Below are 25,420 nucleotides of genomic sequence, written 5' to 3' on the forward strand. Positions count from 1 at the left end.
GTTGTCCGGATAACCGCAACATCTCATAATTAATCTTTGATACGACAACATGAAGAAACATCGCGCTTTTTTGAAGTGGGCTGGAGGCAAGTATCTCCTATTAGAAGATATCCAACGCCATCTACCAGAAGGCGACTGCCTAGTCGAACCTTTTGTGGGGGCTGGATCAGTATTCCTTAATACTGATTATAAGAAGTACTATCTTGCTGATATTAATAGTGACTTGATTAACCTCTACAACATTGTCAAGCACAGTAGTAGTCAATTTATCGCGGACGCTCGTGGTTTTTTTACGCCTGAAACGAATAATGCCGACACCTATTACGCGCATCGTAGTGCGTTTAATCAGAGCGACGATCCTTACTATCGAGCACTACTCTTTCTCTACTTGAATCGACATGGCTATAACGGTCTGTGCCGGTATAACTTACGCGGGCAATTTAACGTACCTTTTGGGCGATATGTTAGGCCATACTTTCCGCAAGCGGAACTAGAATGGTTTGCGGTACGTGCGCAGCAAGCCACTTTTGTTTGCGAGTCATACGTTCAAACGCTATCTCAAGTCAGACGAGGCTCGGTCGTTTATTGCGACCCACCCTATGCACCGCTCTCATCGACTGCCAATTTTACGGCCTATCATACCAATAGCTTTTCTGCTAAGGAGCAAGCACTGTTAGCGGAATTAGCCTATAAGTTGGCACAAAAAAAATCGGTGCCTGTGTTAATCTCGAACCACGATACGGAATTAACTCGAAAATGGTATGAAGAGGCTACACTTCATGTTGTTACAGCAAGGCGCTCCATTAGCCGTAGTGCTAAGGGCCGAACTAAGGTCGATGAATTGCTAGCACTGTATACATAATGTTGTAGCGGTAGCTCAGCATTGCTGAAACCGGAAATCATACTCTCGGAGAATTGCATGAAAAATTATTTAATTGCGCCATCCATTTTATCCGCCGACTTCGCTCGATTAGGGGAAGATACGGCCAAGGCTATTGCGGCCGGGGGTGATGTTGTCCACTTCGATGTAATGGATAATCACTATGTGCCAAATCTAACGATGGGCCCAATGGTGTTAAAAGCGCTCCGGGATTATGGCATTACGGCGCCTATCGATGTGCACTTGATGGTTAAACCAGTTGATGCGTTGATTCCAGAATTTGCCAAAGCGGGAGCAAGCTTTATCACTTTTCATCCTGAGGCCAGCGAGCATGTTGACCGTACGGTACAACTGATCAAAGAGCACGGTTGTAAAGCGGGTCTAGTCTTTAACCCGGCCACGCCGCTTACCTACCTTGATTATATGTTGGATAAGATTGATATAGTGTTACTGATGTCGGTCAACCCAGGTTTTGGTGGGCAAAGTTTTATCCCTTCCACGTTAAACAAACTCCGTGAAGTGCGTAAGCGCATTGACCAAAGTGGATATGATGTTCGATTAGAAATCGATGGTGGCGTAAAAGTCGATAATATCGCAGAAATCGCTGCTGCCGGCGCGGATATGTTCGTTGCGGGCTCCGCTATTTTCAATCAGCCAGACTATAGAACGGTTATTGCCGAAATGCGTCGCGAAGTGGAGAAAGCACATGGCTCATTTCACTAATATTCGCGGAATAGCATTCGATTTAGATGGGACATTAATCGACAGTGCTCCGGGCTTAGCGAGTGCAATCGATTTAATGCTCGCTGATCTGCAATTACCTGCAGCCGGGAGTGACAATGTGACCCGTTGGATCGGCAACGGTGCGGATATAATGGTCACTCGGGCGCTGACATGGGCCCTTGGTGAAGCGCCAGATGATACTCAGCTTGCTCAAGCACGCAGCTGCTTTGACCACCATTATCTGCAGACAGCGGAGACCGGAAGTCAGTTATTTGACCACGTAACTGACGTATTAGCGGTTTTGCGAGCGGAAGATATCCCTTTAGCGATTGTTACCAACAAGCCGACACCCTTTGTTCGCCCGTTATTGGAAAGCCTTGGTATTGATCACTATTTTAATTTAATCATTGGTGGAGATGACGTTCCAGTTAAAAAACCTCATCCCGCTGCAATCTTTATGGTACTGGGTCAATTTGGGCTGCTGACAGAAGAACTGCTTTTTGTAGGTGATTCACGTAACGATATACAAGCGGCAAAATCGGCGGGTGTTCAGTCAGTCGGGTTATCCTATGGATACAATTATGGCGAACCGATTGAAGATAGCCACCCAGACCAAGTTATTCATCAATTTGATCACCTTCTCTCCCTTATTGGGAAGTAATCTCCAGGATAAGAAATAATGACAAGACCTATCGTCTTTAGTGGTGCGCAGCCATCCGGTGAACTTTCTATCGGCAACTACATGGGAGCGCTGCGTCAATGGGTTCAGATGCAGGATGACTATCATTGTATCTATTGTATTGTTGACCAACACGCTATCACTGTACGCCAAGATGCGGCGGCCTTACGTAAGGCTACCCTTGATACTTTGGCGCTTTATCTTGCTTGTGGTATCGATCCTGAAAAATCAACGATCTTCGTCCAATCTCATGTGCCAGAGCATGCGCAACTATCGTGGGTACTGAACTGCTATACCTACTTTGGTGAATTAAGCCGAATGACTCAGTTCAAGGATAAGTCATCACGCTATGCAGAAAATATTAATGCCGGGCTTTTCGACTATCCCGTCCTGATGGCTGCCGATATTCTTCTTTACCAAACACAGCAAGTGCCGGTCGGCGAAGATCAAAAACAACATCTTGAGTTGAGCCGTGATATAGCTCAACGCTTCAACGCAATTTACGGTGATATCTTTAAAGTGCCTGAGCCGTTCATCCCGAAATCGGGCGCTCGGGTAATGTCATTACTTGAACCAACGAAGAAGATGTCTAAATCTGATGATAACCGCAACAACGTTATCGGATTGCTTGAAGAACCGAAGGCGGTAGTGAAGAAAATTAAACGAGCAGTAACGGATTCTGATGAGCCACCTGTAGTGCGTTATGATGTGAAAAATAAGCCGGGCGTGTCCAACCTATTGGATATTCTTTCAGGTGTAACCGGTCAACCGATCACTGAACTGGAACGTTCATTCGAAGGCCAGATGTATGGGCATTTAAAAGGTGCGGTGGCTGAAGCCGTATCGGGTATGCTGACTGATTTACAAGCGCGCTATCATCACTTCCGTAATGATGAAGTATTGCTCAATAAAATCATGAAAGAAGGTGCGGAAAAGGCAAGTTCACAAGCTAAACAAACACTTGACAAAGTCTATGAAGCGATTGGTTTTGTTGCCCGTCCTTAATTAGGCGCTACCCTGATATAAAAAAGGCGGTAGAAATTTTCTACCGCCTTTTTTATTAATGATTTGCGCGATGCTTAGTGACAAAACCCAGCAGTAAGCAACAGATAAAGACGGTGAGATAAAGACCATTAGAGGTCGTCAATGCTGCATGAGGTCCATCGTGACTCACGATAGGGGCTGTTACTACAAAAGTTAACATGGTTCCGACTGTACCGCAGGTCAGAATAAAGTTAACCAATTTAGGCGATGCGATCTTGGTTTGCTGAGAGCCAAGAGTAATAATCGTGGTATAAATCGCGCTAGAGAAAAAGCCTAGTGCGGCGATGATAATATGAAGCATATTAGGGTCCTGTGCATGGTTAAACCAATACATTAATAAGGACGCTAACGCTGTGAGTAATACCAATAATTTCTGTGAGTCAATGAAACGTAGCACAACACTAAACACCCACATACCGACCATATAAGCTGTCCAGAAATTACCGACAAGCTGGCCCGCACGGCCTAATTCGAAACCTAACGCTTTAGTCGCATAATCAGGCACCCAAGCTATAAATCCTAACTGGCCAAGAATGTAACATAAGGCTGCCAGCGCAAGCAGAAAGACGCCTGGACCCCATTTTTCTTTAGGCTCACTCTTTTGTTGTGAGTTTTTAGAGAGTATCGGGAATTCGGTGAAAAGCGTAATGATGAAAATAGCGACGTAAATCAGCCCAATCGCGCAGTAGACTACATACCAAGGAAGCTGACGCGATAATACCGCCGCGGCGATTATTGGAAAGAGCGTTCCAGCCATACTGAAAAAAGAATCGGTAAACAGCAATCGAGCACCACGTTGACGACCTTCGTACAGGTGGGTAATCAGAAAGGTTCCAATCGACATGGTAATGCCACTGACAACACCAAGAATGAACATACAGGCCGAAAATATAGCGATAGAGTGGCCAGTAACCAACCCGGCAATCGCAACTAGCATCAAAATAAAGCCGAATATCAGCTGTTTTTTAAGAGGAACTAGTTCCATCAGCCAAGCATTGAGAAAAATTGCGATCAAAATCCCCGCGTTCAAAAACGTAAAGGTATTACTCATACTTGTCACGGGGACATTGAAATAGTGAGCGATGTTGTCCATCACCATTCCCGTTACAATCACCAGCGCCCCTGTTAACGCATAGGAAAGAAAGCTTATCCAGGTAAGCCCGGTTCTTTTTATTTGCATCATCATTAATACCTGTTAAAGGAAAAGTCCGAAGAGTGAAGCGAACGATTGTAATGCCATCGCTCCGGTTTATAAATAATGATGCTCATAATGAATTGAATATTTAACCAATAACCGTGGTCGTTAGAGAAAAAGCACTCTGAGCCATATTTTATGCTGTGGTTGGCGAGATATAAGTCAGGAAATCGCTAGCCGTAGAGCGTAAATACTCCTTACAATCATCGTCAGTATTTATTCTATCCCAGCTAAGGACGCGCAATTATGTTAAAAAAAACATTGGCTACAGCATTAACCCTGTTTTCATTAGCCGCCACGGCTCAACATGCGATGGCCGATACGCATGTGTTAATGACGACTTCTGAAGGGAATATTGAGTTAACCTTGAACGATGAGAAGGCTCCAGTCACTGTCAAAAACTTTCTTCAATACGTGAATAACGGTTTCTATAACAATACGATCTTCCATCGTGTGATCCCGAGCTTTATGATTCAAGGGGGTGGCTTCACAGCGGACATGCAACAGAAGTCGACCCAAGCACCGATTAAAAATGAAGCTGATAATGGATTACGTAATACCCGTGGTACCATTTCTATGGCAAGAACAGCGGATAAAGACAGTGCGACCAGCCAATTTTTTATCAATGTCGCGGACAATGCTTTTCTCGATCATGGACAGAGAGATTTCGGCTATGCGGTGTTTGGTAAAGTGACAAAAGGTCTGGATGTGGCAGAAAAAATTTCCCATGTCGAAACCACTAATAATGGGCCTTACCAAAACGTTCCTGCAAAGCCTGTCACCATCATCTCCGTAAAAGTTTTACCTTAATGGACTATCCAAGCACTACTCGTTGAGTGCTTGGAACCTTTCTCGTCAAATACTACGATTATCTTCTCTAACTGAGAAATCATATGCTGTTAATCATAGATAACTATGACTCTTTTACTTGGAATCTTTATCAGTACTTTTGCCAATGTGGTGTAGAGGTGAAGGTTATTCGTAATGATGCCATTACACTTCAAGAGATGGAGGACCTGGGGATGAGCCATCTTGTTATCTCACCGGGCCCCTGTACACCCAATGAAGCGGGTATTTCGTTATCGGCCATTCAACATTTCGCCGGTAAATTGCCTATATTGGGCGTCTGTCTTGGTCATCAAGCCATCGCTCAAGCGTTTGGTGGCAAAGTGATACGTGCGGGTCAAGCGATGCATGGTAAAACCTCAGTGATTCGTCACAACCGGCAAGGGCTATTTTCACAGCTACCGGATCCGCTTACCGTGACACGCTATCACTCTTTAGTCGTTGAGACCGCTACATTACCTCAAGAGCTTGAAATGACGGCTTGGGTTGAAGAAGAGGATGGTAGGCTTACGATCATGGGGCTTCGTCATCGACACCTTGAGATAGAGAGCGTGCAATTTCACCCCGAAAGTATTTTGAGTGAACAAGGACTGTCATTATTGAATAACTTTACCACTCGATGAATAATTGATTTTATATGCAATATAAATGTATATTTATTCTTGAGAATTTTTAATTACTAAGGACGTCAGATGCCGGTAACACAGACCCCTATTACTCGTGAGTTATTCGACGAGGTGATCTTACCTATTTATGCGCCTGCACAATTTGTCCCAGTAAAAGGACAGGGGAGTCGGGTCTGGGATCAGCAAGGTAAAGAGTACATCGATTTTGCCGGCGGTATTGCGGTCACGGCGTTAGGCCATTGTCATCCAGTACTGGTTGAGACCCTGCAAAAACAGAGCGAGCAGTTATGGCATTTAAGTAATATTTTTACTAATGAACCTGCATTGCGCCTAGCTAAAAAATTGACTGACGCTACCTTCGCTGATCGTATTTTTTTTGCCAATTCTGGCGCTGAGGCCAATGAAGCGGCCTTTAAGTTGGCGCGGTATTACGCGACTAATACCATAAGTCCTTACAAAACAAAAATTATCGCATTCCATCATGCCTTTCACGGTAGAACATTTTTTACTGTCACGGTTGGAGGACAGCCTAAATATTCTGATGGATTTGGCCCTAAACCGGCAGATATTGTGCATGTTCCTTTTAATGATCTCGATGCCGTTAAAGCGGTGATTGATGATCATACCTGTGCGATCGTGGTTGAACCTATTCAAGGTGAGGGGGGCGTCACACCTGCAACGGAAGCGTTCTTATCCGGATTACGCCAGCTTTGCGACCAATACCAAGCTTTACTGGTTTTCGACGAAGTGCAAACCGGAATGGGGCGTACAGGTAAACTTTTTGCTTACCAGCATTCAGAGGTTGTCCCCGATATTCTCACGACAGCTAAAGCATTGGGCGGAGGGTTTCCGGTAAGTGCGATGCTGACGCGAGAGGGCATCGCAAAAGTGATGACACCTGGCTCCCATGGCACTACCTATGGCGGTAATCCCCTAGCATGTTCTGTTGCAGAAGCCTCATTGGATATTATTAACGATAGTCAGTTGTTAGCGGGAGTTGAACAACGGCATCAATGGTTTATTAAGGCACTCGAAGAGATTAATAACCATTATCACATCTTTACCACGATTCGCGGTAAAGGGTTGCTGATAGGAGCCCAACTCGCGCCAGAGTATGCAGCGCGCCTACGCGACTTCATTCAGGCGGCCGCAGAGCATGGCCTGCTGCTGTTATCCGCCGGGAGTGATGTATTACGTTTTACGCCTTCGCTAATTATTCCTGAACAAGATGTTCAACAAGGGATGGCAAAATTACAACAAGCAATTGCCCAAGTTATTGGTTAACTTACTTGCCCTGAGTTATTTACTGCTCAGGGCTCTTGTTAGCACGTGAAAACCACGCACCGTGTTTAGGGCGCTGAGTCCAGATAATAGCGGAGATTGTCCGCATTGACTTCACATGCACGAGAATCCGTTCGATATGTCGCTCTACAATGGTGCTTGGCCCTTTATCGAAATTAGCCGCTTCATCCATCACATGTGTTGAGTGATAGTTCTCTTGATCGTTGGCATACAATAAACGCTGTTGGCATTGCTGTAACGCTATCTCACAAGCTTGTAAATAGCCTTCGGCTAAAGTCGGGGTCAGCATAGTATGTTCACGGGCTAACGCAGTCAGTTCATTAATATGTTCGACAATATATTGGCTATGGCTAACCCATAAATGCATTTCCTCTAAATACTCATCATCAAAACCAGGCTCTTGCATTGCTTGATTAAGGGCATTGAATAGCGCGTTATGTTTTTGGTTTGCATCCACTCGCGCCGCTTCGAAGACTTCATCTTTTTGCTCTGGCCCCAGTAAGACTTTTAATGCCTGTTGATAAGCATTGAGGACATCCAGCGTGTTATCTCGTAGCAGTGCGCTCTGCCATTGAGGCCATAACCAAAGCGTACCGCCAAAAGCGATTAAGCAGCCGAGTAGCGTATCCAATAAGCGTGGTATAAGGAATTGGTGACCATTTAGGGAAAGGAGTTGTAATGAATAGACTGCAGTGACTGTGAATCCAATGGTCGCCCATCCATAATATTGGCGATTGAATAGATTACTGAAAAAGGTAATCAGTAACATAATGATTAAGATCCATGACTCGGGCACATGCAGATTCAGCGTGACCGCAGCAATGATTAATCCCACAAAGGTCCCTAGCGCCCGGTGCTGTATGCGTACCCGCGTTGCGCTGTAGTTATTTTGACTAACGAAAACAATGGTCATCAAAATCCAGTATGGCTTCGGCATATTCAGTGCCATACCGACTACTCCGCCACACATCAACATTATTGAAAAACGTGCGGCAGAACGTAATGCCGTAGATTTTAATGATAAATAACTTTTTAAGGCGGGCAGTAAAGGTAATCGACGCTGCCGATCACGCATTAGATCACGCTGATAGAGCGGCTTTTCATTTTGTAGGACTCGAGCGATCCGCGTGAAATGATAAAAGCAAAATTGTGGGACGGGGTTATGAGGAAATTGTTGAGCGAGCTTTTCTAACGCTGAAATTTGTTTACTCATGGAAAAAGGCTTTACGAATTGGTGATATAAAATATCGTCGGCCAAGCGGTGAAGCTGTGTCGTCACCGTGTTGGCATTCCAATTAAAAATTTTCTCTCCAAAGCTATCGTGGCAGAGTTTTTTGATTTCATCAGGTTGATTCAAACTTATCGTGATATGTTCTTGAATATCTTGCGCCATCAGAAAATAACGGATCAAGAACCGGTCATTTCGGTTCCTTGCGGCCGGTAACATATGCAACTGCTGGTAGCATTGAGTAATTAAATCAATCACTTTCTGCTGACGCTTGAGTAAATCCTGCAAACTTTCTGGAGAATCAGTGGCACTAAAAATACGTTGGTATTTATGTTCGCAGTAGTTGCCCAGTTCACGATATAGCAAGCTCAGTGTTTCACGAAGCTGCTGCGCTTGTGAGAACTTAAACCAGGCCCAGTTAAATACACCGTACCAAACCGTTCCCCCTAAATAGAGAAGGGGGGGGCCCCATAGAGGCATACGGCCAGCCAAGCTGATAGAGAGTACTGCGGCAACTAATGAGGCGGGTAGTAAGCGTCCATGTAACGGACTAATTTCGCCAGTAACACCGATGATGAGGGGTAACGCAAAAAGAAATATAGGTAATGGATATTGTTGCTGTAGACACCAGAGCAGTAAAAAACTACTGCAGGCGAAAAGCAAACCACCCACCACTAGCCGTTTAAAAAAACGTTTATGGGGGGTATCCAAGCCTGCAAGATTACAGCAGGAAGGGACTAAAGAAAAAAGTAAGCCAGAGTGGAGATCACCAATAAGCCAACCCAGTGTTATAGGCAGGCAGAGCACCAACGTTTGGCGGAACGCATAATTCACTTCAGGATGATAAATAAGTCGACGTAGCATTACCGCTGCAGCTTGTTGTATGAATTAATAGCGACGAGAGCAAGGCAAGGAGTCTCCTTGCCTTGTGCGCTGATTAGCGCGTGCCGTACACTACGATGGTTTTACCGTGTGCGGAAATTAAGTTTTGGTCTTCTAACATCTTAAGAATACGTCCAACTGTTTCGCGTGAACAACCGACAATCTGCCCAATTTCCTGGCGGGTAATTTTAATTTGCATCCCGTCTGGATGCGTCATAGCGTCAGGTTGATGAGCAAGATGCAGAAGAGTCTGGGCAATACGCCCTGTCACGTCTAAAAACGCCAAATTCCCGACCTTTTCTGACGTCACTTGCAGGCGTCGAGCCATCTGTGCAGAAAGGCGGATAAGAATTTCAGGATTGACTTGAATAAGTTGGCGGAATTTCTTATAAGAGATTTCAGCGACTTCGCAGGCTGACTTAGCTCTGACCCAGGCACTACGCTCTTGTCCTTCTTCAAATAAGCCAAGCTCACCAATAAAATCGCCCTGATTAAGGTAAGACAGGATCATCTCTTTGCCTTCTTCATCTTTAATCAGTACCGCGACAGAACCTTTAACAATGTAATAAAGCGTTTCTGCTTTTTCACCTTGATGAATCAAGGTGCTTTTTGACGGATACTTATGAATATGGCAATGGGAGAGGAACCATTCTAATGTAGGGTCTGTTTGTGGTTTACCGAGAACCATTCGCTTCTATCCTCTATTGTAATCGAACCTGGATAAACCAGGGTGAGCCACCTTTGTGACTCTATGAAAGCATCAAGTGCCATTTCTTTTTTTATTGGACGATAAAATTACCTTAGCGCGCTCCGAGGTATTTTATCTTGGGATTAACGAAATAAATAATCCTTTACCTGTTTTTAGCACAGGTTAGCGCCACTGTCTTGTATTGTATGAGTCCAAATGAGTGGTTTGCGAATTAATACACCTCAGAGTATCTTAGCTAATAAATTCTGAAACAGGAGTCATGTGGATGGAAGCGAAGGTAAAATGGGTGGACGGGTTACGTTTTGTCGCGGAATCTGCATCGGGTCACCAAGTGGTAATGGATGGTAATCGTGGGGAAAATGGTCCCAGTCCGATGGAAATGGTACTGATGTCGGCAGGAACGTGCAGTGCGATCGATGTGGTTTCAATCTTAGAAAAAGGTCGTCACGAAGTTCAAGGCTGTGAAGTCAAGTTAACGTCGATCCGTAGAGAAGAGGCTCCACGACTTTTTACACATATTAATCTGCATTTCGTTGTAACGGGTAAGACGTTAACCGAAAAAGTGGTTGAGCGTGCAGTTTCCCTCTCTGCAGAGAAATATTGCTCAGTCGCGCTAATGTTGGGTAAGGCGGTAGAGATTACGCATAGCCACGAAATACTCCCTGCTTAAGAGTAGGTAGCCAATAAGGTTTGTTGCCGCTTTTCAGAAAGCTTTTTAATGACTGGCGTTAAAATTAGCTCCATCGCTAGCCCCATTTTTCCGCCGGGAACCACTAAGGTATTCATGGCGGAAATGAAGGACCCTTGGATCATGGCGAGTAGATAAGGATAATTGATCTCTTCTACACCGCGAAGATGAATCACGACTAAGCTTTCATCCATTGAAGGAATCGCGTGAGCCGCAAAGGGGTTGGAGGTATCGACCATTGGAACGCGCTGGAAGTTAATATGGGTGCGGGAGAATTGCGGCGTGATGTAGTTTACGTAATCTTCCATAGAACGAATAACGGAATCCATTACCGCTTCTCGAGAGTGGCTACGCTCTTGCATATCTCGGACTAACTTTTGAATCCATTCTAAGTTAACGATCGGCACCACACCGACCAATAAATCCACCAGGTCAGCGACATTATGCTCCTCAGTGACTACCGCACCATGAAGTCCTTCGTAGAATAAGACATCGGTGAGCTCAGGGAGGGGTTGCCAAGGCGTAAACGTGCCTGGAACTTGTTTCCAGGGTACCGCTTCATCGTAGGTATGAAGATATTTACGTGAACGACCGCTGCCAGTGTCTGAGTATTGCTTAAACGTCTGTTCTAAGAGGGAAAAGTCGTTAGCATCTGGACCGAAATAACTGATATGTTTACCTAAATCTCTCGCTTTTCGAATAGCAACATCCATTTCCGGACGAGTGTAACGATGGTAACTATCGCCCTCAACCTCAGCGGCATGAATACCGAGTTGCTGAAAGATTTTACGAAATGCTAGGCTGGTCGTCGTCGTTCCTGCACCGCTTGAACCTGTTACGGCAATAATGGGATGTTTGGCTGACATGATTGTCTCCTTAGCGGGTTGGGGTCGACTTCAGAGGAGTAAGCTTACCCTTCAGCGTATATCGCGCGCAGCACGTAGACTGACGGATTCATGTAATTCTGACCAAACAATTACGACATCACCAGCATGGAGCTGTTGGGTAATTTCAGCAACCTTTTCTGATAAGGTTTTTTCTTGTTCGCCATAATCGGTCCCTTCCTGCAGTACAAAGGACTCAATGACACTTTGTAACGTCTCCGCCGGTAACTCTTGCCAAGGAATAATCATGATTTCGTATCCAATTGTGTGGAAAGCCACTGTGGTATGCGTTGTTCTAGCCACATAACGGGCTTAAGTAGACTGCCTGTGACGAATCCAACGTGTCCACCGTATTCACTTAATTGATAGTCAATCGTCGGCGATAACTGTCCCGGTAGCGGGATGACATCGTCAGTCATAAAGGGATCGTCTGCCGCATGAATAATTAATAGTGGTTTAGTGACACTGGCTAGCCAAGGCATACCACTGGCTTGACGATAGTAATCCAGTGCATCAGAAAAATGATAAATACGTGAGGTAATCTTATCGTCAAACTCGCGTAATTTCTTGATCTTTTTCAGTTCCCCGGGTGCGATGGAAAACAGATGTGGGTGGGCCTTTAGCTTTCGGCGCAGGCTTTTTTTCAGTCGCGTTAATAAGTAATGCTGATAAAAACGCGAGAAACCATCTTCAATTTTAACGCTGCAGGGTTCGAGCATCAGGGGTGCAGAGACAATTACTCCTGCATCTAATAAGCATTCGTCACCTTGGCTACCCATTAAACAGGCAAGCATATTCCCGCCGAGGGAAAATCCGGTGGCGGACGTCCAGCCTGGCCCCAGTTTCTCTTTCATCCAACGTAGAAAATAGCTAGCATCCTCGATATCAGCAGAGTGATAGCTCTGTTTCAATCGATTAGGTTCACCACTACAGCCACGATAGTGCATGACGACACCTAACCATCCCTTCTGCTGAAAAGAGGCTAATAGGCCATGAGCGTAAGGGCTTTTTACACTTCCCTCTAAACCATGAAATATCACAGCGCGTGGCTTATGTTTCGCCAACATCGGATCTTCGCTCCAAGCGAGATCGACAAAGTCCCCATCGGGTAGCTCTAGGCGCTGCCAAACAGGTTTGATACGGACCATACGGCGTAAGATTCTGGGTAATAGAGTCTGAATATGCGCATTTCTCAAACAACGAATAGGGGTAAAATTATGATCGTCATTATGATAATTATTCAGGTTCTCAGGGCTTGTCTGATCCATAACTCACTGTATAGTTTCAAAGGTTAATCTGGATGATGGTAATTTTATGGAACTCAGTCTTTTTCTCTCATTATTTGGTTTTTTGTGGGTCGCGGCGATTACACCGGGACCCAATAATATGCTACTTACGACCTCTGGCGCCAATTTTGGTTTCGTTCGAACTATACCATTGATGCTAGGCATAATGTTTGGCATGCAAATCATGCTGTTACTGATTGCCTTCGGTGTAGGTAACCTTATTATCCTTTATCCTGCGTTACATATGTTCTTAAAAATCGCAGGAAGCGCTTATTTACTGTGGTTGGCTTGGAAAATCACGACGGCTGCTTATGAATCTCTTGAGGTGAAAGACCATCCAGAAAAGACATTGCCATTATGGCAAGGTGCGGTATTACAACTCGTCAACCCTAAAGCTTGGTTGATGTCGCTCGGTGCGGTTGCCAGTTTCAGTTTAAACGGTAAAGCCTATACTACCTCGATTGCGGGCATTAGTTTAGCCATGTTTTTAGTCAACCTGATTGCGGGGTGTATATGGCTAGCCTTTGGCACAGTGATTGGTCGTTGGCTACACAGCCCACGCGCATGGCGTCAGTTCAATCTTATCATGGGATTGTTAACCGCCCTGAGCGTGGCCTTTATCTGGTTGTAACCTCTTAAACCTGAAACTTAGTGTGAGTTAGCTTTCACTGGAGAGTAACGTTTCCAGCTCTTCTTGTGCATCAAGCCAAGCGAGCTCAACGTCTTCAAGTTGTGACTGGACTGAGGTCCGATGCTGTAACGTATCGGTCAGCTCCGTTTTACGACCTGCTTCATAAATTGCAGGGTCAGCTAACTTCTCTTCATCTTCAGCTAATTTACGCTGACACTCGCTCATCTGTTTTTCGAGTTTCTCGATTTGCTTGCGTAAAGGCTGCGTCTTAGTGCGCAGTTCGGCATCACGCCTTTTCTGATCCTTACGCGCTTGTGCGCTTTGACTGTTGTCACGTGAAGTATCAATTTTTTGGGCGGTAGCCGTTTCTTTCTGTTGATCGGCAAGCCATTGCTGATAATCATCGAGATCGCCAGCGAACATCTCGACACTGCCACCATGAACGAGATAAAGATCATCGGTAGTCGCCCGTAATAGATGACGATCGTGCGACACCACGACCAATGCGCCTTCAAAATCGATGAGAGCTTCGGTCAGTGCTTGGCGCATATCTAAATCAAGATGGTTGGTCGGTTCATCTAGCAGCAGCAAGTTAGGACGCTCCCAGACAACCAGCGCTAAGACCAAGCGAGCCTTTTCTCCTCCTGAAAACTGGGCAGTAGGGGCTTTAACTTGATCGCCTTGAAATCCAAAACCACCCAAATAGTCGCGTAGGTGTTGCTCCAGTTCTTTAGGCGCTTGGCGTTGAAGATGTTGTAAAGGCGACTCTTCCGCACGTAAATACTCTAGTTGATGCTGTGCGAAATAGCCGAGCTTAACGCCTTTAGCAAGGGTTACCACACCGGATTGCGGGATAAGTTCACCTGAAAGCAACTTAATCAGTGTGGATTTACCGGCACCATTTTTTCCTAGCAGACCTATACGAGAACCGGGGACGAGATTGAGTTTGATCGAATCTAAAATAACCTTATCGTCGTAGCCAGCGGTCACCTTTTCCATAGTCAACAGTGGAGAGGGGAGTGACTCAGGTGCGCGGAACTGGAAGGTAAAAGGATTATCAACATGTGCCGGGGCAATCATTTCCATCCGTTCTAACATTTTTAAGCGACTTTGTGCTTGTTTTGCTTTGGTCGCTTTCGCACGGAAACGATCAATATAATGTTGTAAATGCGCGACTTTAGTCTGTTGGCTTTGGTACAGCGACTGTTGTTGAGCCAGTTTGGTGGCGCGTTGCCGCTCAAAATCACTGTAGTTACCGGTATAATCCATTAATTTTTCTTGCTCGATATGCAAGATTTTACCCACAGTTGGGTCGAGAAAATCCCGGTCATGAGAGATAAGAATTAAGGTGCCTGTATAACTTTTCAGCCATTTCTCTAGCCAAATGACCGCATCAAGATCTAGGTGGTTGGTTGGTTCGTCCAGGAGTAAAAGGTCTGAACGGCAAATTAGGGCCTGGGCAAGGTTTAGGCGCATTCTCCATCCACCCGAGAAATCTTTCACTGGCGATTGGAGCTGAGTATGTGAAAAGCCTAATCCGTAAAGTAAGCTAGCCGCTCTGGCGTGAATACTCCATGCTTGGATGGCCTCTAACTTACCGTGAAGCAGCGCAATTTGATTCCCATCATTCGCTTGATTAGCTGCGGCGAGCTGCGCTTCTAAGCCCCTAAACTCTCTGTCGCCATCAATCACGTAGTCAATTGCCGAAGTGGCGAGCGCAGGCGTTTCTTGATTTACCCACGCTAAGGACCAATTGGTCGGGAAATTGACACTTCCACTTTCTGCGCTGATCTCTTGTTTGAGTAGTGACAATAGGGTTGACTTCCCGCAGCCATTCTTACCGACTAAGCCTACTTTTTGGCCCGGATTAATGGTTGCAGAGGCATTGTCTAAGAGTACGCGGGTTCCGCGTCGTAATTGTAAGGAAGAGAAGACAATCATAAGCGCCGTAATTTATGGAATATGGTAAATTAGTGGCATAACTAAAATCGCTCACCACACATCTTTGTATCGCAGCATGGTAACGGAAAACCATTACTAAGACGATAACTTGGAGGACGACAATGTCATCTTCACCAAAAATACTTTTGCTTTATGCTCACCCTGAAGCGCAGGAATCAGTGGTAAACAGTAAGCTTCTGAAAGCGGCTCGTCGAGTTGAGCATGTTACGGTGCATGATCTTTATGCGACGTACCCCAACTTTTTTATCGATATTTATCGTGAACAGCAATTGTTACGGGAGCACGATATTATTGTGTTTCAATATCCTCTTTATACGTACAGTTGTCCCTCTTTACTCAAGGAATGGTTAGATCGAGTGTTATCGCGGGGGTTTGCTTCGGGAATGGGTGAATCAGCATTAGAAGGGAAAACATTACGCTGTGTCGTCACAACCGGCGAGCCAGAAAGTGCTTATCAATCGCAGGGTCTGAATCGTTATCCTCTTGGCGAGATCATGCGTCCATTTGAACTGGTCGCGCAGACTTGCCATATGCAGTGGATGTCGCCAATGGTCATTTATCATGCAAGGCGGCAGCCTTTAGAGGTATTAAAATCCCTTGCCGCGGCGTATTCAGACTGGCTCACTCAGCCATTACCAGAGGAGATAATGGATGGGCGGATCTGATTTGTTAACCGCAGGCGTTATTTATTTAGCGGCAGCAGTTGTCGCCGTTCCAATTGCGGCAAGATTGGGAATTGGTGCGGTACTTGGGTATCTATTAGCGGGAATAGCCATCGGGCCTTGGGGCGCCGGATTTATTAGTGACGTTGAAGAGATCCTGCACTTCTCCGAGCTAGGAGTGGTGTTCTTGATGTTTATCATCGGGCTTGAGCTTAATCCAGGTAAGTTGTGGCAGTTAAGACGCTCCATTTTTGGTGTCGGCGCCGGGCAAGTTATTTTTTCAAGTGTATTACTTGCTGGACTCCTATGGGGCACGCAATTTTCTTGGCAAGCCGCTATGATTGGCGGTATTGGTCTTGCGATGTCTTCAACGGCCATGGCATTACAATTGATGCAGGAAAAGGGGATGAACCGCAGTGAAGCCGGGCAACTCGGTTTTTCGGTTTTGCTCTTTCAAGATTTGGCCGTGATACCTGCTTTAGCCCTTGTACCGCTGCTAGCAGGTAATGATTCTGGCCATCCAACCGATTGGATGAAGATCGGAATGAAAGTTCTCGCTTTTGCAGGAATGCTTGTGGGTGGGCGCTTCTTATTACGACCTATTTTTCGGTATATTGCTGCATCCGGGGTGAAAGAGATTTTTACCGCCTCCGCCTTGTTGTTAGTTATCGGTTCCGCATTATTTATGGATGCCTTGGGGCTATCGATGGCATTGGGGACTTTTATCGCGGGTATCCTATTAGCGGAAAGTGAGTATCGTCATGAGTTAGAAGTCGCTATTGATCCCTTCAAAGCTTTACTGCTTGGCCTATTTTTTATCTCCGTCGGTATGGCGCTGAACATTGGCGTATTATTTACTCATATTGTTGAAGTTTTGATAGCAGTCGTAACACTGGTCGCAATCAAAGCCTTAGTGTTATACCTGCTGGCGCGTCTATATGGGATGAGAAGCTCGGAACGTTTACAGTTTTCAGGGGTGCTTAGCCAAGGGGGAGAGTTTGCTTTTGTACTCTTCTCTGCCGCGTCAAGTGTGGGTCTTTTCCATCAAGAGCAGTTATCATTACTTCTCGTGATTGTGACGCTATCGATGATTACTACCCCCTTATTGATGAAGTTGATTGACCTCATTTTGGTGCGTCGGTTTAATAACCAAGATGATGAAAACGCGGAAAAGCATTACGTCGAAGACGATGAGCCGCAGGTTATTTTGGTCGGTTTTGGTCGTTTTGGGCAAGTGGTTGGACGCCTGCTTATGGCCAATAATATGCGGGTTACTGTGTTAGAGAAAGATATCAGTGTGGTAAGTTTGACCCGTAGTTATGGGTATAAAGTCTACTACGGTGATTCAAACGACCTAGAGCTCTTGCGGGCAGCTGGCGCTGAACGAGCGCAATCGATTATTGTTACTTGTGACGATCCTTCCGATACCATGTCAACGATAGCACTATGCCAGCAACACTTTCCTCATTTAAAAGTTTTGGCTCGAGCAAGAGGGCGGGTGGAAGCCCATGAGCTATTACAGGCCGGGATTACAGATATTACGCGTGAGACTTTTTTGAGCGCAGTACAATTAGCAGGTAAAGCATTAGTATCCTTAGGCATACACCCTTATCAAGCGGAGCGCGCTCAGCAATATTTTACTCAACTTGATGAACAAATGCTGAAGGACCTTATGCCGCATCACGATGAAACGGGCCATATCTCACGAGTTAAAGAGGCTCGGCGGGAGCTTGAAGATATTTTCCGTAGGGAAATGCAGCAGGATAAACAAACATTGGGACGCTGGGATGCTGCAGATTAATGCGGTCTCTCTTCCCCACCATTAAGGGTATATTATGCGTAAACGTTTTATTGCCGGAGCGATATGTCGGCACTGCCAAGCAAAAGATACTTTAGCGCTCTGGAAAGAGTCAGGCGTGGAGGTGGTTGAATGTGTCAAATGTGGTGATCAAATGCGTGAAGCGGATAAACAAGTGCAATCAGCGGTACGTAAAGATGAACAAATTATTGGTGTATTTACGCCAGAGTAAGTTTTTTTTACGCTAATTTCTGATTGAGGCATTGAATTTCGCTACAATCATTCCCACTATAATTGTTTACGGAAGAACTGATAGAGTTTTTCAACATAGTCAGGACCTTTCTGGTTGGTATTATTGCAGGCAAAAATAGACCAATGAGACGGGAACACAGCGCTCAACGGTTAGGAGTTATCATGAAAATTGCAAAAGACTTGGTAGTGAGTATTGCTTATCAAGTACGTACTGAAGATGGTGTGCTGGTTGATGAAGCACCTGTTACCGCACCGCTGGACTACTTGCATGGCCACGGTTCTTTAATTTCTGGCTTAGAAAACGCGTTAGATAATCGCGAAGCCGGTGATAAGTTCGATATCAATGTGCCTGCTAATGACGCTTATGGTCAGTATGACGAGAATTTAGTTCAACGCGTTCCTAAAGACGTCTTTGTGGGCGTGGATGAGCTGCAACCAGGTATGCGTTTCTTGGCGGAGACCGATCAAGGTCCAGTTCCAGTTGAAATCACTGAAGTTGGCGACGATCATGTTGTCGTTGACGGTAACCACATGCTAGCGGGTCAAAACTTAAGCTTTAACGTTGAAGTTGTTGCAATTCGCGAAGCGACCGAAGAAGAATTAGCGCACGGTCACGTGCACGGTGCTGATGGCCATCATCACGACCACGACCACGACCAGAACGAAGAAGGTTGCGGTACTGGCGGCTGTGGTTGTCACCACTAAGTAAAGAAGGCTGCTTTATGCAGCCTTTTTTATTAATAATGTGGTGGGGGTGTTTCTTCTGACTGGGAAGCAACCATAGAAGGCGAAACAGCTTTTAATTTACTGATCAACAACCGTAGATGTTCTCTCATTTTTGCCATTTCAAGTTCATGACTTATCAAAGTTTGGTTTAATTCTTCGAGAGTATGTTCCTGATAAGCGACCTTTGTTTCAAGGCTGTCCAGCCGTTGAGTCAATTCCTCAACATTCATAATCTAGTCTCCATCGTTGAAAATACGATAATTGTCGACAGTATACCGCTCACTCCCAGAAGAAATCCTATGAAATTCGCTATATTTTATTAGCGCTTGAAAAATAAATTTTCGCCCCAATATGATGAGATAACCTCGAAACTTTATCGTGAGTGTATTGTCGTAGAGGGGCCGTTTAACTCGTAATGGTTCTGATGTTTAGCCATTAAAAAGTCATTGTGTAGTGTTATACACTTTTAAAGCGCCAAAGTACCTGACTTTGGTTAGGAGATATGGATGAAATCATTGTTTAAAGTCTCATTGTTGGCTGCAACTTTAGCGGTTGGCCTCAACGCCCCTCTCGTCATGGCTGCGGAGACAACTACTCAGCCTTCAGGACAAGTTGCAGTAAACTCTGCATTTAAAGATCAGAGCCAACAATCGGCCTACGCCCTGGGTGCCTCATTAGGTCGCTACATGGAGAACTCTCTAAAGGAACAAGAGAAATTAGGCATCAAGCTGGATAATAAGCAATTGATCGCAGGTGTGCAGGATGCGTTCGCAGGGAAAAGCAAGCTTTCGGATAGCGAAGTTGAGCAAACACTTAAAGCGTTTGAAGGAAACGTAAAAGCTGCCGCACAAGCGAAAATGGAAAAAGATGCCAAAGAGAATACCGATAAAGGTAATGCTTTCGCAGCGAAATTCGCCAAAGAAAAAGGCGTGAAGAAAACGTCATCAGGGTTACTTTATAAGGTTGAAAAGCTAGGTAGCGGAGCAGCCCCTACTGACAGTGATACGGTCGTTGTTAACTATAAGGGTACGCTGACCGATGGTACACAGTTCGATAGCTCTTACGATCGTCACGAACCATTATCTTTCCGTCTTGATGGGGTTATCCCAGGTTGGACTGAGGGGTTAAAGCATATTAAGAAGGGCGGTAAAATCCAGTTAGTGATCCCACCAGCGCTAGCTTATGGTCAAAACGGCGTGCCAGGTATTCCACCTAATTCGACTTTAGTGTTTGATGTTGAACTATTAGATGTTAAACCTGCAGCAAAAGGCGAGTCAGCTCCACAAGCACCAGCGGCGGACGCAAGTTCATCGGCTAAAAAGTAAATCTCTCTCGCGTTATCAACACCACTGCAGCAAGCAGTGGTGTTGACTCCTTGCCATCACTTCTCGATTGGCGTAAAAAATAGTACTAAAACCACTAGCTATTCTAACCCTATACCTTTCTGATATTGAGTGATTGGGAATTAATCTTTGTCGTATTAAAATGATGTAAGCTATGCCTAAACCGTTAAGTACAAGTGACGGCTTAAGGGATGTTACGAGCCCTAAATATACATTTAATACCGTTGATCATGGAATATTAAGGTCTTATGAGTCAATGGTAGAGGGGGGAGCCCTGATGCTGGGCGACCATTGCGAAATCGTGCTGCATACATTGAATACTCCTGAGAATTCAGCGATACGTATTGCCAATGGCGAGTGAACTGGTCGCCAAATTGGTTCACCCATTACTAATCTTGCGTTACAAACATTTATATGGGTTGGATAGGCGAGAGAGCCCGCCTTCTCAGGCAAGCAATACTAAGAATAGGCAAGTAGTTTTGAATTTATACTCGAAAGGGATTTTTGATAGCAAAGATACCATTAATCAAGTGGTAGACCGTTCAAATATCTCCAAACATACGGTTTATCTTTATATCCGCCAACTTAGGCATAAAGAGTTCCCTGAAGGGGAGGAGTGATGCGCTACGCACTGGTTATAACCGGCCCAGTTTATGGTACACAAAATGCCACGAGTGCATGGATGTTCGCTAAAGCCTTGTTAAAGGCTGATCATATCATTGACTCAATTTTCTTCTATCAAGAGGCAGTGAGTAATGCAAATATGCTGACATCACCCGCTAACGATGAACATAATCTGGTTGAAGAGTGGATAAAATTAAGTATTAAGGAAAATATCAATCTTAATATATGTGTATCAGCCGCTTTACGGCGTGGGGTCATTGATCAGGAGCATGCACGAGAAGGAATATATAATTTTCATCCACAATTCAATTTTTCAGGCCTAGGGGCACTTGCCACGTCCTTGCTGACCTGCGACCGAGTAATACAATTTTAATGAATTCGATAGCTTTCATTTTTAAAACAGCCCCTCACGGTTCAAGCTCAGGTAGGGAGGGACTGGATGCTCTACTTGCAACGGGTGCCCTGAGTGACGATATTGGTGTGTTTTTTATGGGTGAGGGGGTCTTTCATCTCATAAGTTCTCAGCAACCCAGTACTATTTTTGCACGTGACTACATCACCACGTTTAAACTGCTTGAACTCTATGATATTGAGGACGTTTATGTATGTCAGCAATCATTGGTGGCACGCGGCGTTATCGAGCAAGCTATTGGGAGCATGGCAGCGACGGCCTTACCCTTGAACGAACTCCAACAGCGACTGAGTCGGTACGACAAAATTATTAGTTTTTAAGGGGTACATATGCTTCATCTCATAATGTCCTCCCCAGCGACGCTCGATATGGATTATCTTGAGACATTCATTGGTCAGACAGATGACATCTTACTCTTGCAAGATGCAGTATACGGTGGGATTGCTGACAGCCATTATTTTTCTAGGCTGGTGGCGAAAAAAAATTTCGGGCTGTATCTTCTTCAAGAAGACGCGCAAGCGCGAGGAATTACGGGGTTGTTGGGGCCTAAATTCCAGATAGTAAGCTATCAACAGTTCGTCGAATTGACTGTAAAGCATTCGAAACAGATCACTTGGTGAGACGATATGTTGGTTATTTCTTGACACCCTCTATACTCAGCCCTAAAATTCTGCGTCCTCATAGAAATATGAGGTAGATTTAATACGTGTTTACGAAGCAAAAGCAAAACCAGGAGCTATTTAATGGCAACAGTTAACCAGCTGGTTCGCAAACCACGCGTACGTAAAGTTGCAAAAAGCAACGTACCTGCGCTGGAAGCTTGCCCGCAAAAACGTGGTGTATGTACTCGTGTATATACTACTACTCCAAAAAAACCGAACTCAGCATTACGTAAAGTTTGTCGTGTTCGTTTAACCAACGGTTTTGAAGTTACCTCCTACATTGGTGGTGAAGGTCATAACCTGCAAGAGCACTCCGTGATCCTGATCCGTGGTGGTCGTGTTAAAGACTTACCAGGTGTGCGTTACCATACCGTTCGCGGTGCACTTGACTGTTCCGGTGTTAAAGACCGTAAACAGGCTCGTTCTAAGTACGGTGTGAAGAAGCCAAAGGCTTAATGGTTCTCCGTTAAGTAAGGCCAAACGTTTTAACATAAATGTCAAAATAAACTCGTAGAGTTTTGGACAATCCTGAATTATCAACGGAGATATTCCATGCCACGTCGTCGTGTAATTGGTCAACGTAAAATTCTGCCGGATCCTAAGTTCGGATCAGAACTATTGGCAAAATTTGTAAACATTCTGATGGTAGACGGTAAAAAATCTACTGCAGAATCTATCGTATATAACGCGCTTGAGACCCTGGCTCAGCGCTCTGGTAAATCTGAACTGGAAGCGTTCGAAGTTGCTTTAGACAACGTTCGTCCAACAGTCGAAGTTAAATCACGCCGTGTAGGTGGTTCAACTTATCAGGTCCCAGTTGAAGTACGTCCGGTTCGTCGTAATGCCCTGGCAATGCGTTGGATCGTTGAAGCTGCTCGTAAACGCGGTGATAAATCTATGGCTCTTCGCCTGGCGAACGAACTTTCTGATGCTGCAGAGAACAAAGGTACTGCAGTTAAGAAACGTGAAGACGTTCACCGTATGGCAGAAGCCAACAAGGCGTTCGCTCACTACCGTTGGTAATCCCTTCGGTGTAGTTGTTAACCCAGCGGGCGCTCTAAAAGCTAACCCGCTGTGGTTAACTTAAATAGAACGTCCTAGAATTCAGAGGAATCAAATGGCTCGTAAAACACCCATTTCACGTTACCGTAATATCGGTATCAGTGCACACATCGATGCCGGTAAAACTACTACTACCGAGCGTATCCTGTTCTATACCGGTGTAAGTCACAAAATCGGTGAAGTACATGATGGTGCAGCGACAATGGACTGGATGGCACAGGAGCAGGAGCGTGGTATTACTATCACCTCAGCTGCGACGACTGCATTCTGGTCTGGTATGGCTAAACAATTTGAACCACACCGTATCAACATCATTGATACCCCGGGACACGTTGACTTTACTATCGAAGTAGAGCGTTCAATGCGTGTTCTTGACGGTGCAGTAATGGTTTACTGTGCAGTTGGTGGTGTTCAGCCACAGTCTGAAACCGTATGGCGTCAGGCTAACAAGTATAAAGTTCCACGTATCGCGTTCGTTAACAAAATGGACCGTATGGGTGCGAACTTCCTGAAAGTTGTCAGCCAAATTAAAGCACGTTTAGGTGCTAATCCTGTTCCATTGCAATTAGCGATTGGTGCAGAGGAAGGTTTTACCGGTGTTGTTGACCTGGTAAAAATGAAGGCTATCAACTGGAATGATGCTGACCAAGGTACGACCTTCGATTACGAAGAAATCCCAGCAGAGTTGCAAGAGCTAGCAGAAGAATGGCGTCAAAACCTGATCGAATCTGCAGCAGAAGCTTCCGAAGAGCTGATGGAAAAATACCTGGGTGGTGAAGAACTGACTGAAGCAGAAATCAAAAATGCTCTGCGTCAACGCGTTCTGAACAACGAAATCATCTTGGTTACCTGTGGTTCTGCATTTAAGAACAAAGGTGTTCAAGCGATGCTTGATGCCGTTATCGAATATCTGCCTTCTCCAACTGAAGTGCCTGCAATTAAAGGTATGTTGGACGATGGCAAAGATACTCCAGCTGAACGTCGTTCAGATGATAGCGAGCCATTCGCAGCATTAGCATTTAAAATTGCGAACGACCCGTTTGTGGGTAACTTGACGTTCTTCCGTGTTTACTCAGGTATTGTTAATTCTGGTGACACCGTACTGAACTCAGTAAAATCACAACGTGAGCGTTTAGGCCGTATCGTTCAGATGCATGCTAACAAGCGTGAAGAAATCAGCGAAGTTCGTGCTGGTGACATCGCTGCAGCAATCGGTCTGAAAGATGTTATTACCGGTGATACCCTGTGTGATCCTAACGCGCCTATCATTCTGGAGCGTATGGAATTCCCAGAGCCAGTAATCTCAATCGCGGTTGAACCAAAAACCAAAGCTGACCAAGAAAAAATGGGTCTTGCTCTGGGTCGTCTGGCTAAAGAAGATCCATCTTTCCGTGTATGGACTGATGAAGAGTCTAACCAGACAATCATCGCTGGTATGGGTGAACTTCACTTAGATATCATCGTTGACCGTATGAAGCGTGAATTCAACGTTGAAGCAAACGTGGGTAAACCACAAGTTGCTTACCGTGAAGCAATTCGTAGCAAGATTACCGATGTTGAAGGTAAGCATGCTAAGCAGTCAGGTGGTCGTGGACAATATGGTCACGTTGTGATCGATATGTACCCACTGGAGCCAGGCTCAAACCCGAAAGGTTACGAGTTTGTCAACGATATCAAGGGTGGTGTAATTCCAACAGAATACATCCCTGCGGTCGATAAAGGTGTGCAAGAGCAGTTGAAATCTGGTCCATTAGCGGGTTACCCGGTAGTTGATTTAGGTGTTCGTCTGCACTTCGGTTCTTACCATGATGTTGACTCATCTGAACTAGCGTTTAAACTGGCTGCATCATTAGCTTTCAAACAAGGCTTTAAACAAGCGAACCCAGTTCTGCTTGAGCCAATCATGAAAGTTGAAGTAGAGACTCCGGAAGAGCACACTGGTGACGTTATCGGTGACCTGAGCAGACGTCGTGGTATGTTGAAAGGTCAAGAATCAAACGCAACTGGCGTTGAGATTCATGCCGAAGTACCATTGTCTGAAATGTTTGGGTATGCGACTCAGTTGCGTTCTCTGACTAAAGGTCGTGCTTCTTACTCCATGGAGTTCTTGAAGTATGACGATGCGCCAAACAACGTTGCGCAGGCTGTTATTGAAGCACGTAGCAAATAAAACTACGGTTTAAATTTGATCCCATGCCCTCATCGAGAATGAGGGCATAACAGTAAGGAATATAGCCATGGCTAAAGAGCAATTTCAACGTAATAAACCACACGTAAACGTGGGAACCATCGGTCACGTTGACCACGGTAAAAC

28 protein-coding genes and 2 pseudogenes are annotated in these 25,420 nt (G+C 45.2%); 22 read left to right on the forward strand and 8 right to left on the reverse strand.

Going from position 1 to position 25,420, the window contains the following annotated elements:
* Positions 1-49 precede the first annotated feature (49 nt).
* The 4 genes from dam to trpS are packed head-to-tail and all read left to right on the forward strand — an operon-like array spanning position 50 to position 3,287.
* Positions 50-862, forward strand: coding sequence for an adenine-specific DNA-methyltransferase (gene dam / locus HH682_RS04715; RefSeq protein WP_214236461.1), 813 nt, complete (start codon positions 50-52; stop codon positions 860-862).
* 57 nt (positions 863-919) lie between these two features.
* Complete coding sequence (rpe, locus tag HH682_RS04720; protein WP_099823268.1) at positions 920-1,603, forward strand: ribulose-phosphate 3-epimerase; 684 nt, start codon at positions 920-922, stop codon at positions 1,601-1,603.
* Positions 1,587-2,264 (forward strand): phosphoglycolate phosphatase, encoded by a 678-nt coding sequence (locus HH682_RS04725; RefSeq protein WP_214236462.1) that lies wholly within the window; start codon positions 1,587-1,589, stop codon positions 2,262-2,264. Before rpe ends, HH682_RS04725 begins: the two co-directional genes overlap by 17 nt.
* A gap of 18 nt (positions 2,265-2,282) precedes the next feature.
* Positions 2,283-3,287 carry a tryptophan--tRNA ligase gene (trpS, locus tag HH682_RS04730; protein WP_214236463.1) on the forward strand — a complete coding sequence of 335 codons (1,005 nt, stop codon included), beginning with the start codon at positions 2,283-2,285 and terminating at the stop codon, positions 3,285-3,287.
* Between the two features lie 55 nt (positions 3,288-3,342).
* Here the strand turns inward: trpS and tsgA are convergent, their stop codons facing one another.
* Entirely contained in the window at positions 3,343-4,509 is a 1,167-nt protein-coding gene (gene tsgA, locus HH682_RS04735) for an MFS transporter TsgA (RefSeq protein ID WP_214236491.1), read from the reverse strand.
* Positions 4,510-4,767: 258 nt separating this feature from the next.
* On the opposite strand from tsgA, the gene ppiA reads away from it, so the two are divergent.
* The 3 genes from ppiA (at position 4,768) to HH682_RS04750 (ending at position 7,277) form a co-directional block, all read left to right on the forward strand.
* Complete coding sequence (gene ppiA / locus HH682_RS04740) at positions 4,768-5,331, forward strand: peptidylprolyl isomerase A (protein ID WP_214236464.1); 564 nt, start codon at positions 4,768-4,770, stop codon at positions 5,329-5,331.
* Between the two features lie 83 nt (positions 5,332-5,414).
* A complete protein-coding gene (locus HH682_RS04745; RefSeq protein ID WP_214236465.1) occupies positions 5,415-5,990 on the forward strand; it encodes an anthranilate synthase component II in 576 nt (191 codons plus the stop codon).
* 69 nt (positions 5,991-6,059) lie between these two features.
* The gene (locus HH682_RS04750; protein WP_214236466.1) at positions 6,060-7,277 is read left to right on the forward strand and encodes an aspartate aminotransferase family protein; all 1,218 of its coding nucleotides are present in this window, start codon (positions 6,060-6,062) and stop codon (positions 7,275-7,277) included.
* A gap of 19 nt (positions 7,278-7,296) precedes the next feature.
* On the opposite strand, the gene HH682_RS04755 is transcribed toward HH682_RS04750, so the two are convergent.
* Together HH682_RS04755 and crp are read right to left on the reverse strand one after the other, a co-directional pair.
* A complete protein-coding gene (locus HH682_RS04755) occupies positions 7,297-9,387 on the reverse strand; it encodes a YccS/YhfK family putative transporter (RefSeq protein ID WP_214236467.1) in 2,091 nt (696 codons plus the stop codon).
* 73 nt (positions 9,388-9,460) lie between these two features.
* Positions 9,461-10,093, reverse strand: a complete 633-nt coding sequence (crp, locus tag HH682_RS04760; protein WP_048912889.1) for a cAMP-activated global transcriptional regulator CRP — start codon at positions 10,091-10,093, stop codon at positions 9,461-9,463.
* A 286-nt stretch (positions 10,094-10,379) separates the two neighbouring features.
* Here crp and HH682_RS04765 point away from each other — a divergent pair, with 286 nt between their 5' ends.
* Positions 10,380-10,784: an OsmC family protein gene (locus HH682_RS04765; protein ID WP_214236468.1), complete on the forward strand. Its 405-nt coding sequence runs from the start codon at positions 10,380-10,382 to the stop codon at positions 10,782-10,784.
* On the opposite strand, the gene HH682_RS04770 is transcribed toward HH682_RS04765, so the two are convergent.
* From HH682_RS04770 to HH682_RS04780, 3 genes are read right to left on the reverse strand one after another with little or no spacing between them, the layout of a single operon-like run.
* Positions 10,781-11,668 carry a phosphoribulokinase gene (locus HH682_RS04770; RefSeq protein WP_214236469.1) on the reverse strand — a complete coding sequence of 296 codons (888 nt, stop codon included), beginning with the start codon at positions 11,666-11,668 and terminating at the stop codon, positions 10,781-10,783. The two genes, HH682_RS04765 and HH682_RS04770, sit on opposite strands and share 4 nt — an antisense overlap.
* 51 nt (positions 11,669-11,719) lie before the next feature.
* A complete protein-coding gene (locus tag HH682_RS04775; protein WP_214236470.1) occupies positions 11,720-11,935 on the reverse strand; it encodes a YheU family protein in 216 nt (71 codons plus the stop codon).
* Positions 11,932-12,954 (reverse strand): hydrolase, encoded by a 1,023-nt coding sequence (locus HH682_RS04780; protein WP_214236471.1) that lies wholly within the window; start codon positions 12,952-12,954, stop codon positions 11,932-11,934. The genes HH682_RS04775 and HH682_RS04780 overlap by 4 nt, the downstream gene beginning before the upstream one ends.
* Positions 12,955-13,000: 46 nt before the next feature.
* Between HH682_RS04780 and HH682_RS04785 the strand changes: the two genes are divergently transcribed.
* Positions 13,001-13,603 (forward strand): LysE family translocator, encoded by a 603-nt coding sequence (locus HH682_RS04785; RefSeq protein ID WP_214236472.1) that lies wholly within the window; start codon positions 13,001-13,003, stop codon positions 13,601-13,603.
* 27 nt (positions 13,604-13,630) lie between these two features.
* Here the strand turns inward: HH682_RS04785 and HH682_RS04790 are convergent, their stop codons facing one another.
* The gene (locus HH682_RS04790) at positions 13,631-15,544 is read right to left on the reverse strand and encodes an ABC transporter ATP-binding protein (RefSeq protein WP_214236473.1); all 1,914 of its coding nucleotides are present in this window, start codon (positions 15,542-15,544) and stop codon (positions 13,631-13,633) included.
* A 122-nt stretch (positions 15,545-15,666) separates the two neighbouring features.
* Here HH682_RS04790 and kefG point away from each other — a divergent pair, with 122 nt between their 5' ends.
* The 4 genes from kefG to slyD all read left to right on the forward strand — a co-directional run bounded on the left by kefG (position 15,667) and on the right by slyD (position 18,982).
* A complete protein-coding gene (kefG, locus tag HH682_RS04795; protein ID WP_214236474.1) occupies positions 15,667-16,230 on the forward strand; it encodes a glutathione-regulated potassium-efflux system ancillary protein KefG in 564 nt (187 codons plus the stop codon).
* A complete protein-coding gene (kefB, locus tag HH682_RS04800; RefSeq protein ID WP_214236475.1) occupies positions 16,217-18,028 on the forward strand; it encodes a glutathione-regulated potassium-efflux system protein KefB in 1,812 nt (603 codons plus the stop codon). The genes kefG and kefB overlap by 14 nt, the downstream gene beginning before the upstream one ends.
* Positions 18,029-18,062: 34 nt before the next feature.
* The gene (locus tag HH682_RS04805; RefSeq protein ID WP_048912880.1) at positions 18,063-18,257 is read left to right on the forward strand and encodes a YheV family putative zinc ribbon protein; all 195 of its coding nucleotides are present in this window, start codon (positions 18,063-18,065) and stop codon (positions 18,255-18,257) included.
* 182 nt (positions 18,258-18,439) lie between these two features.
* On the forward strand, positions 18,440-18,982 hold the full coding sequence (slyD, locus tag HH682_RS04810) for a peptidylprolyl isomerase (RefSeq protein ID WP_214236476.1): 543 nt from the start codon (positions 18,440-18,442) through the stop codon (positions 18,980-18,982).
* Between the two features lie 32 nt (positions 18,983-19,014).
* On the opposite strand, the gene HH682_RS04815 is transcribed toward slyD, so the two are convergent.
* A complete protein-coding gene (locus HH682_RS04815) occupies positions 19,015-19,233 on the reverse strand; it encodes a SlyX family protein (protein ID WP_214236477.1) in 219 nt (72 codons plus the stop codon).
* 276 nt (positions 19,234-19,509) lie between these two features.
* On the opposite strand from HH682_RS04815, the gene fkpA reads away from it, so the two are divergent.
* The 9 genes and pseudogenes from fkpA to HH682_RS04860 form a co-directional block, all read left to right on the forward strand.
* Positions 19,510-20,328, forward strand: coding sequence for an FKBP-type peptidyl-prolyl cis-trans isomerase (gene fkpA, locus HH682_RS04820; RefSeq protein ID WP_214236478.1), 819 nt, complete (start codon positions 19,510-19,512; stop codon positions 20,326-20,328).
* Positions 20,329-20,500: 172 nt separating this feature from the next.
* A pseudogene (locus HH682_RS04825) lies at positions 20,501-20,966 on the forward strand (PAS domain-containing protein).
* A complete protein-coding gene (gene tusD, locus HH682_RS04830) occupies positions 20,966-21,343 on the forward strand; it encodes a sulfurtransferase complex subunit TusD (RefSeq protein WP_214236479.1) in 378 nt (125 codons plus the stop codon). Before HH682_RS04825 ends, tusD begins: the two are co-directional and overlap by 1 nt.
* Positions 21,343-21,702 (forward strand): sulfurtransferase complex subunit TusC, encoded by a 360-nt coding sequence (gene tusC, locus HH682_RS04835; protein WP_214236480.1) that lies wholly within the window; start codon positions 21,343-21,345, stop codon positions 21,700-21,702. The genes tusD and tusC overlap by 1 nt, the downstream gene beginning before the upstream one ends.
* A gap of 9 nt (positions 21,703-21,711) precedes the next feature.
* Entirely contained in the window at positions 21,712-22,002 is a 291-nt protein-coding gene (gene tusB, locus HH682_RS04840) for a sulfurtransferase complex subunit TusB (protein ID WP_214236481.1), read from the forward strand.
* 123 nt (positions 22,003-22,125) lie between these two features.
* On the forward strand, positions 22,126-22,500 hold the full coding sequence (rpsL, locus tag HH682_RS04845; protein WP_003852912.1) for a 30S ribosomal protein S12: 375 nt from the start codon (positions 22,126-22,128) through the stop codon (positions 22,498-22,500).
* 96 nt (positions 22,501-22,596) lie between these two features.
* A complete protein-coding gene (rpsG, locus tag HH682_RS04850) occupies positions 22,597-23,067 on the forward strand; it encodes a 30S ribosomal protein S7 (RefSeq protein WP_048912872.1) in 471 nt (156 codons plus the stop codon).
* A 94-nt stretch (positions 23,068-23,161) separates the two neighbouring features.
* A complete protein-coding gene (gene fusA, locus HH682_RS04855) occupies positions 23,162-25,276 on the forward strand; it encodes an elongation factor G (protein ID WP_214236482.1) in 2,115 nt (704 codons plus the stop codon).
* A 67-nt stretch (positions 25,277-25,343) separates the two neighbouring features.
* Positions 25,344-25,420 (forward strand): annotated as a pseudogene (locus tag HH682_RS04860) (GTP-binding protein); the annotation flags it as partial.

It is taken from the genome of Rosenbergiella gaditana, from assembly GCF_018494065.1.
In the GTDB taxonomy this organism is placed as follows: Bacteria; Pseudomonadota; Gammaproteobacteria; order Enterobacterales; family Enterobacteriaceae; genus Rosenbergiella; species Rosenbergiella gaditana.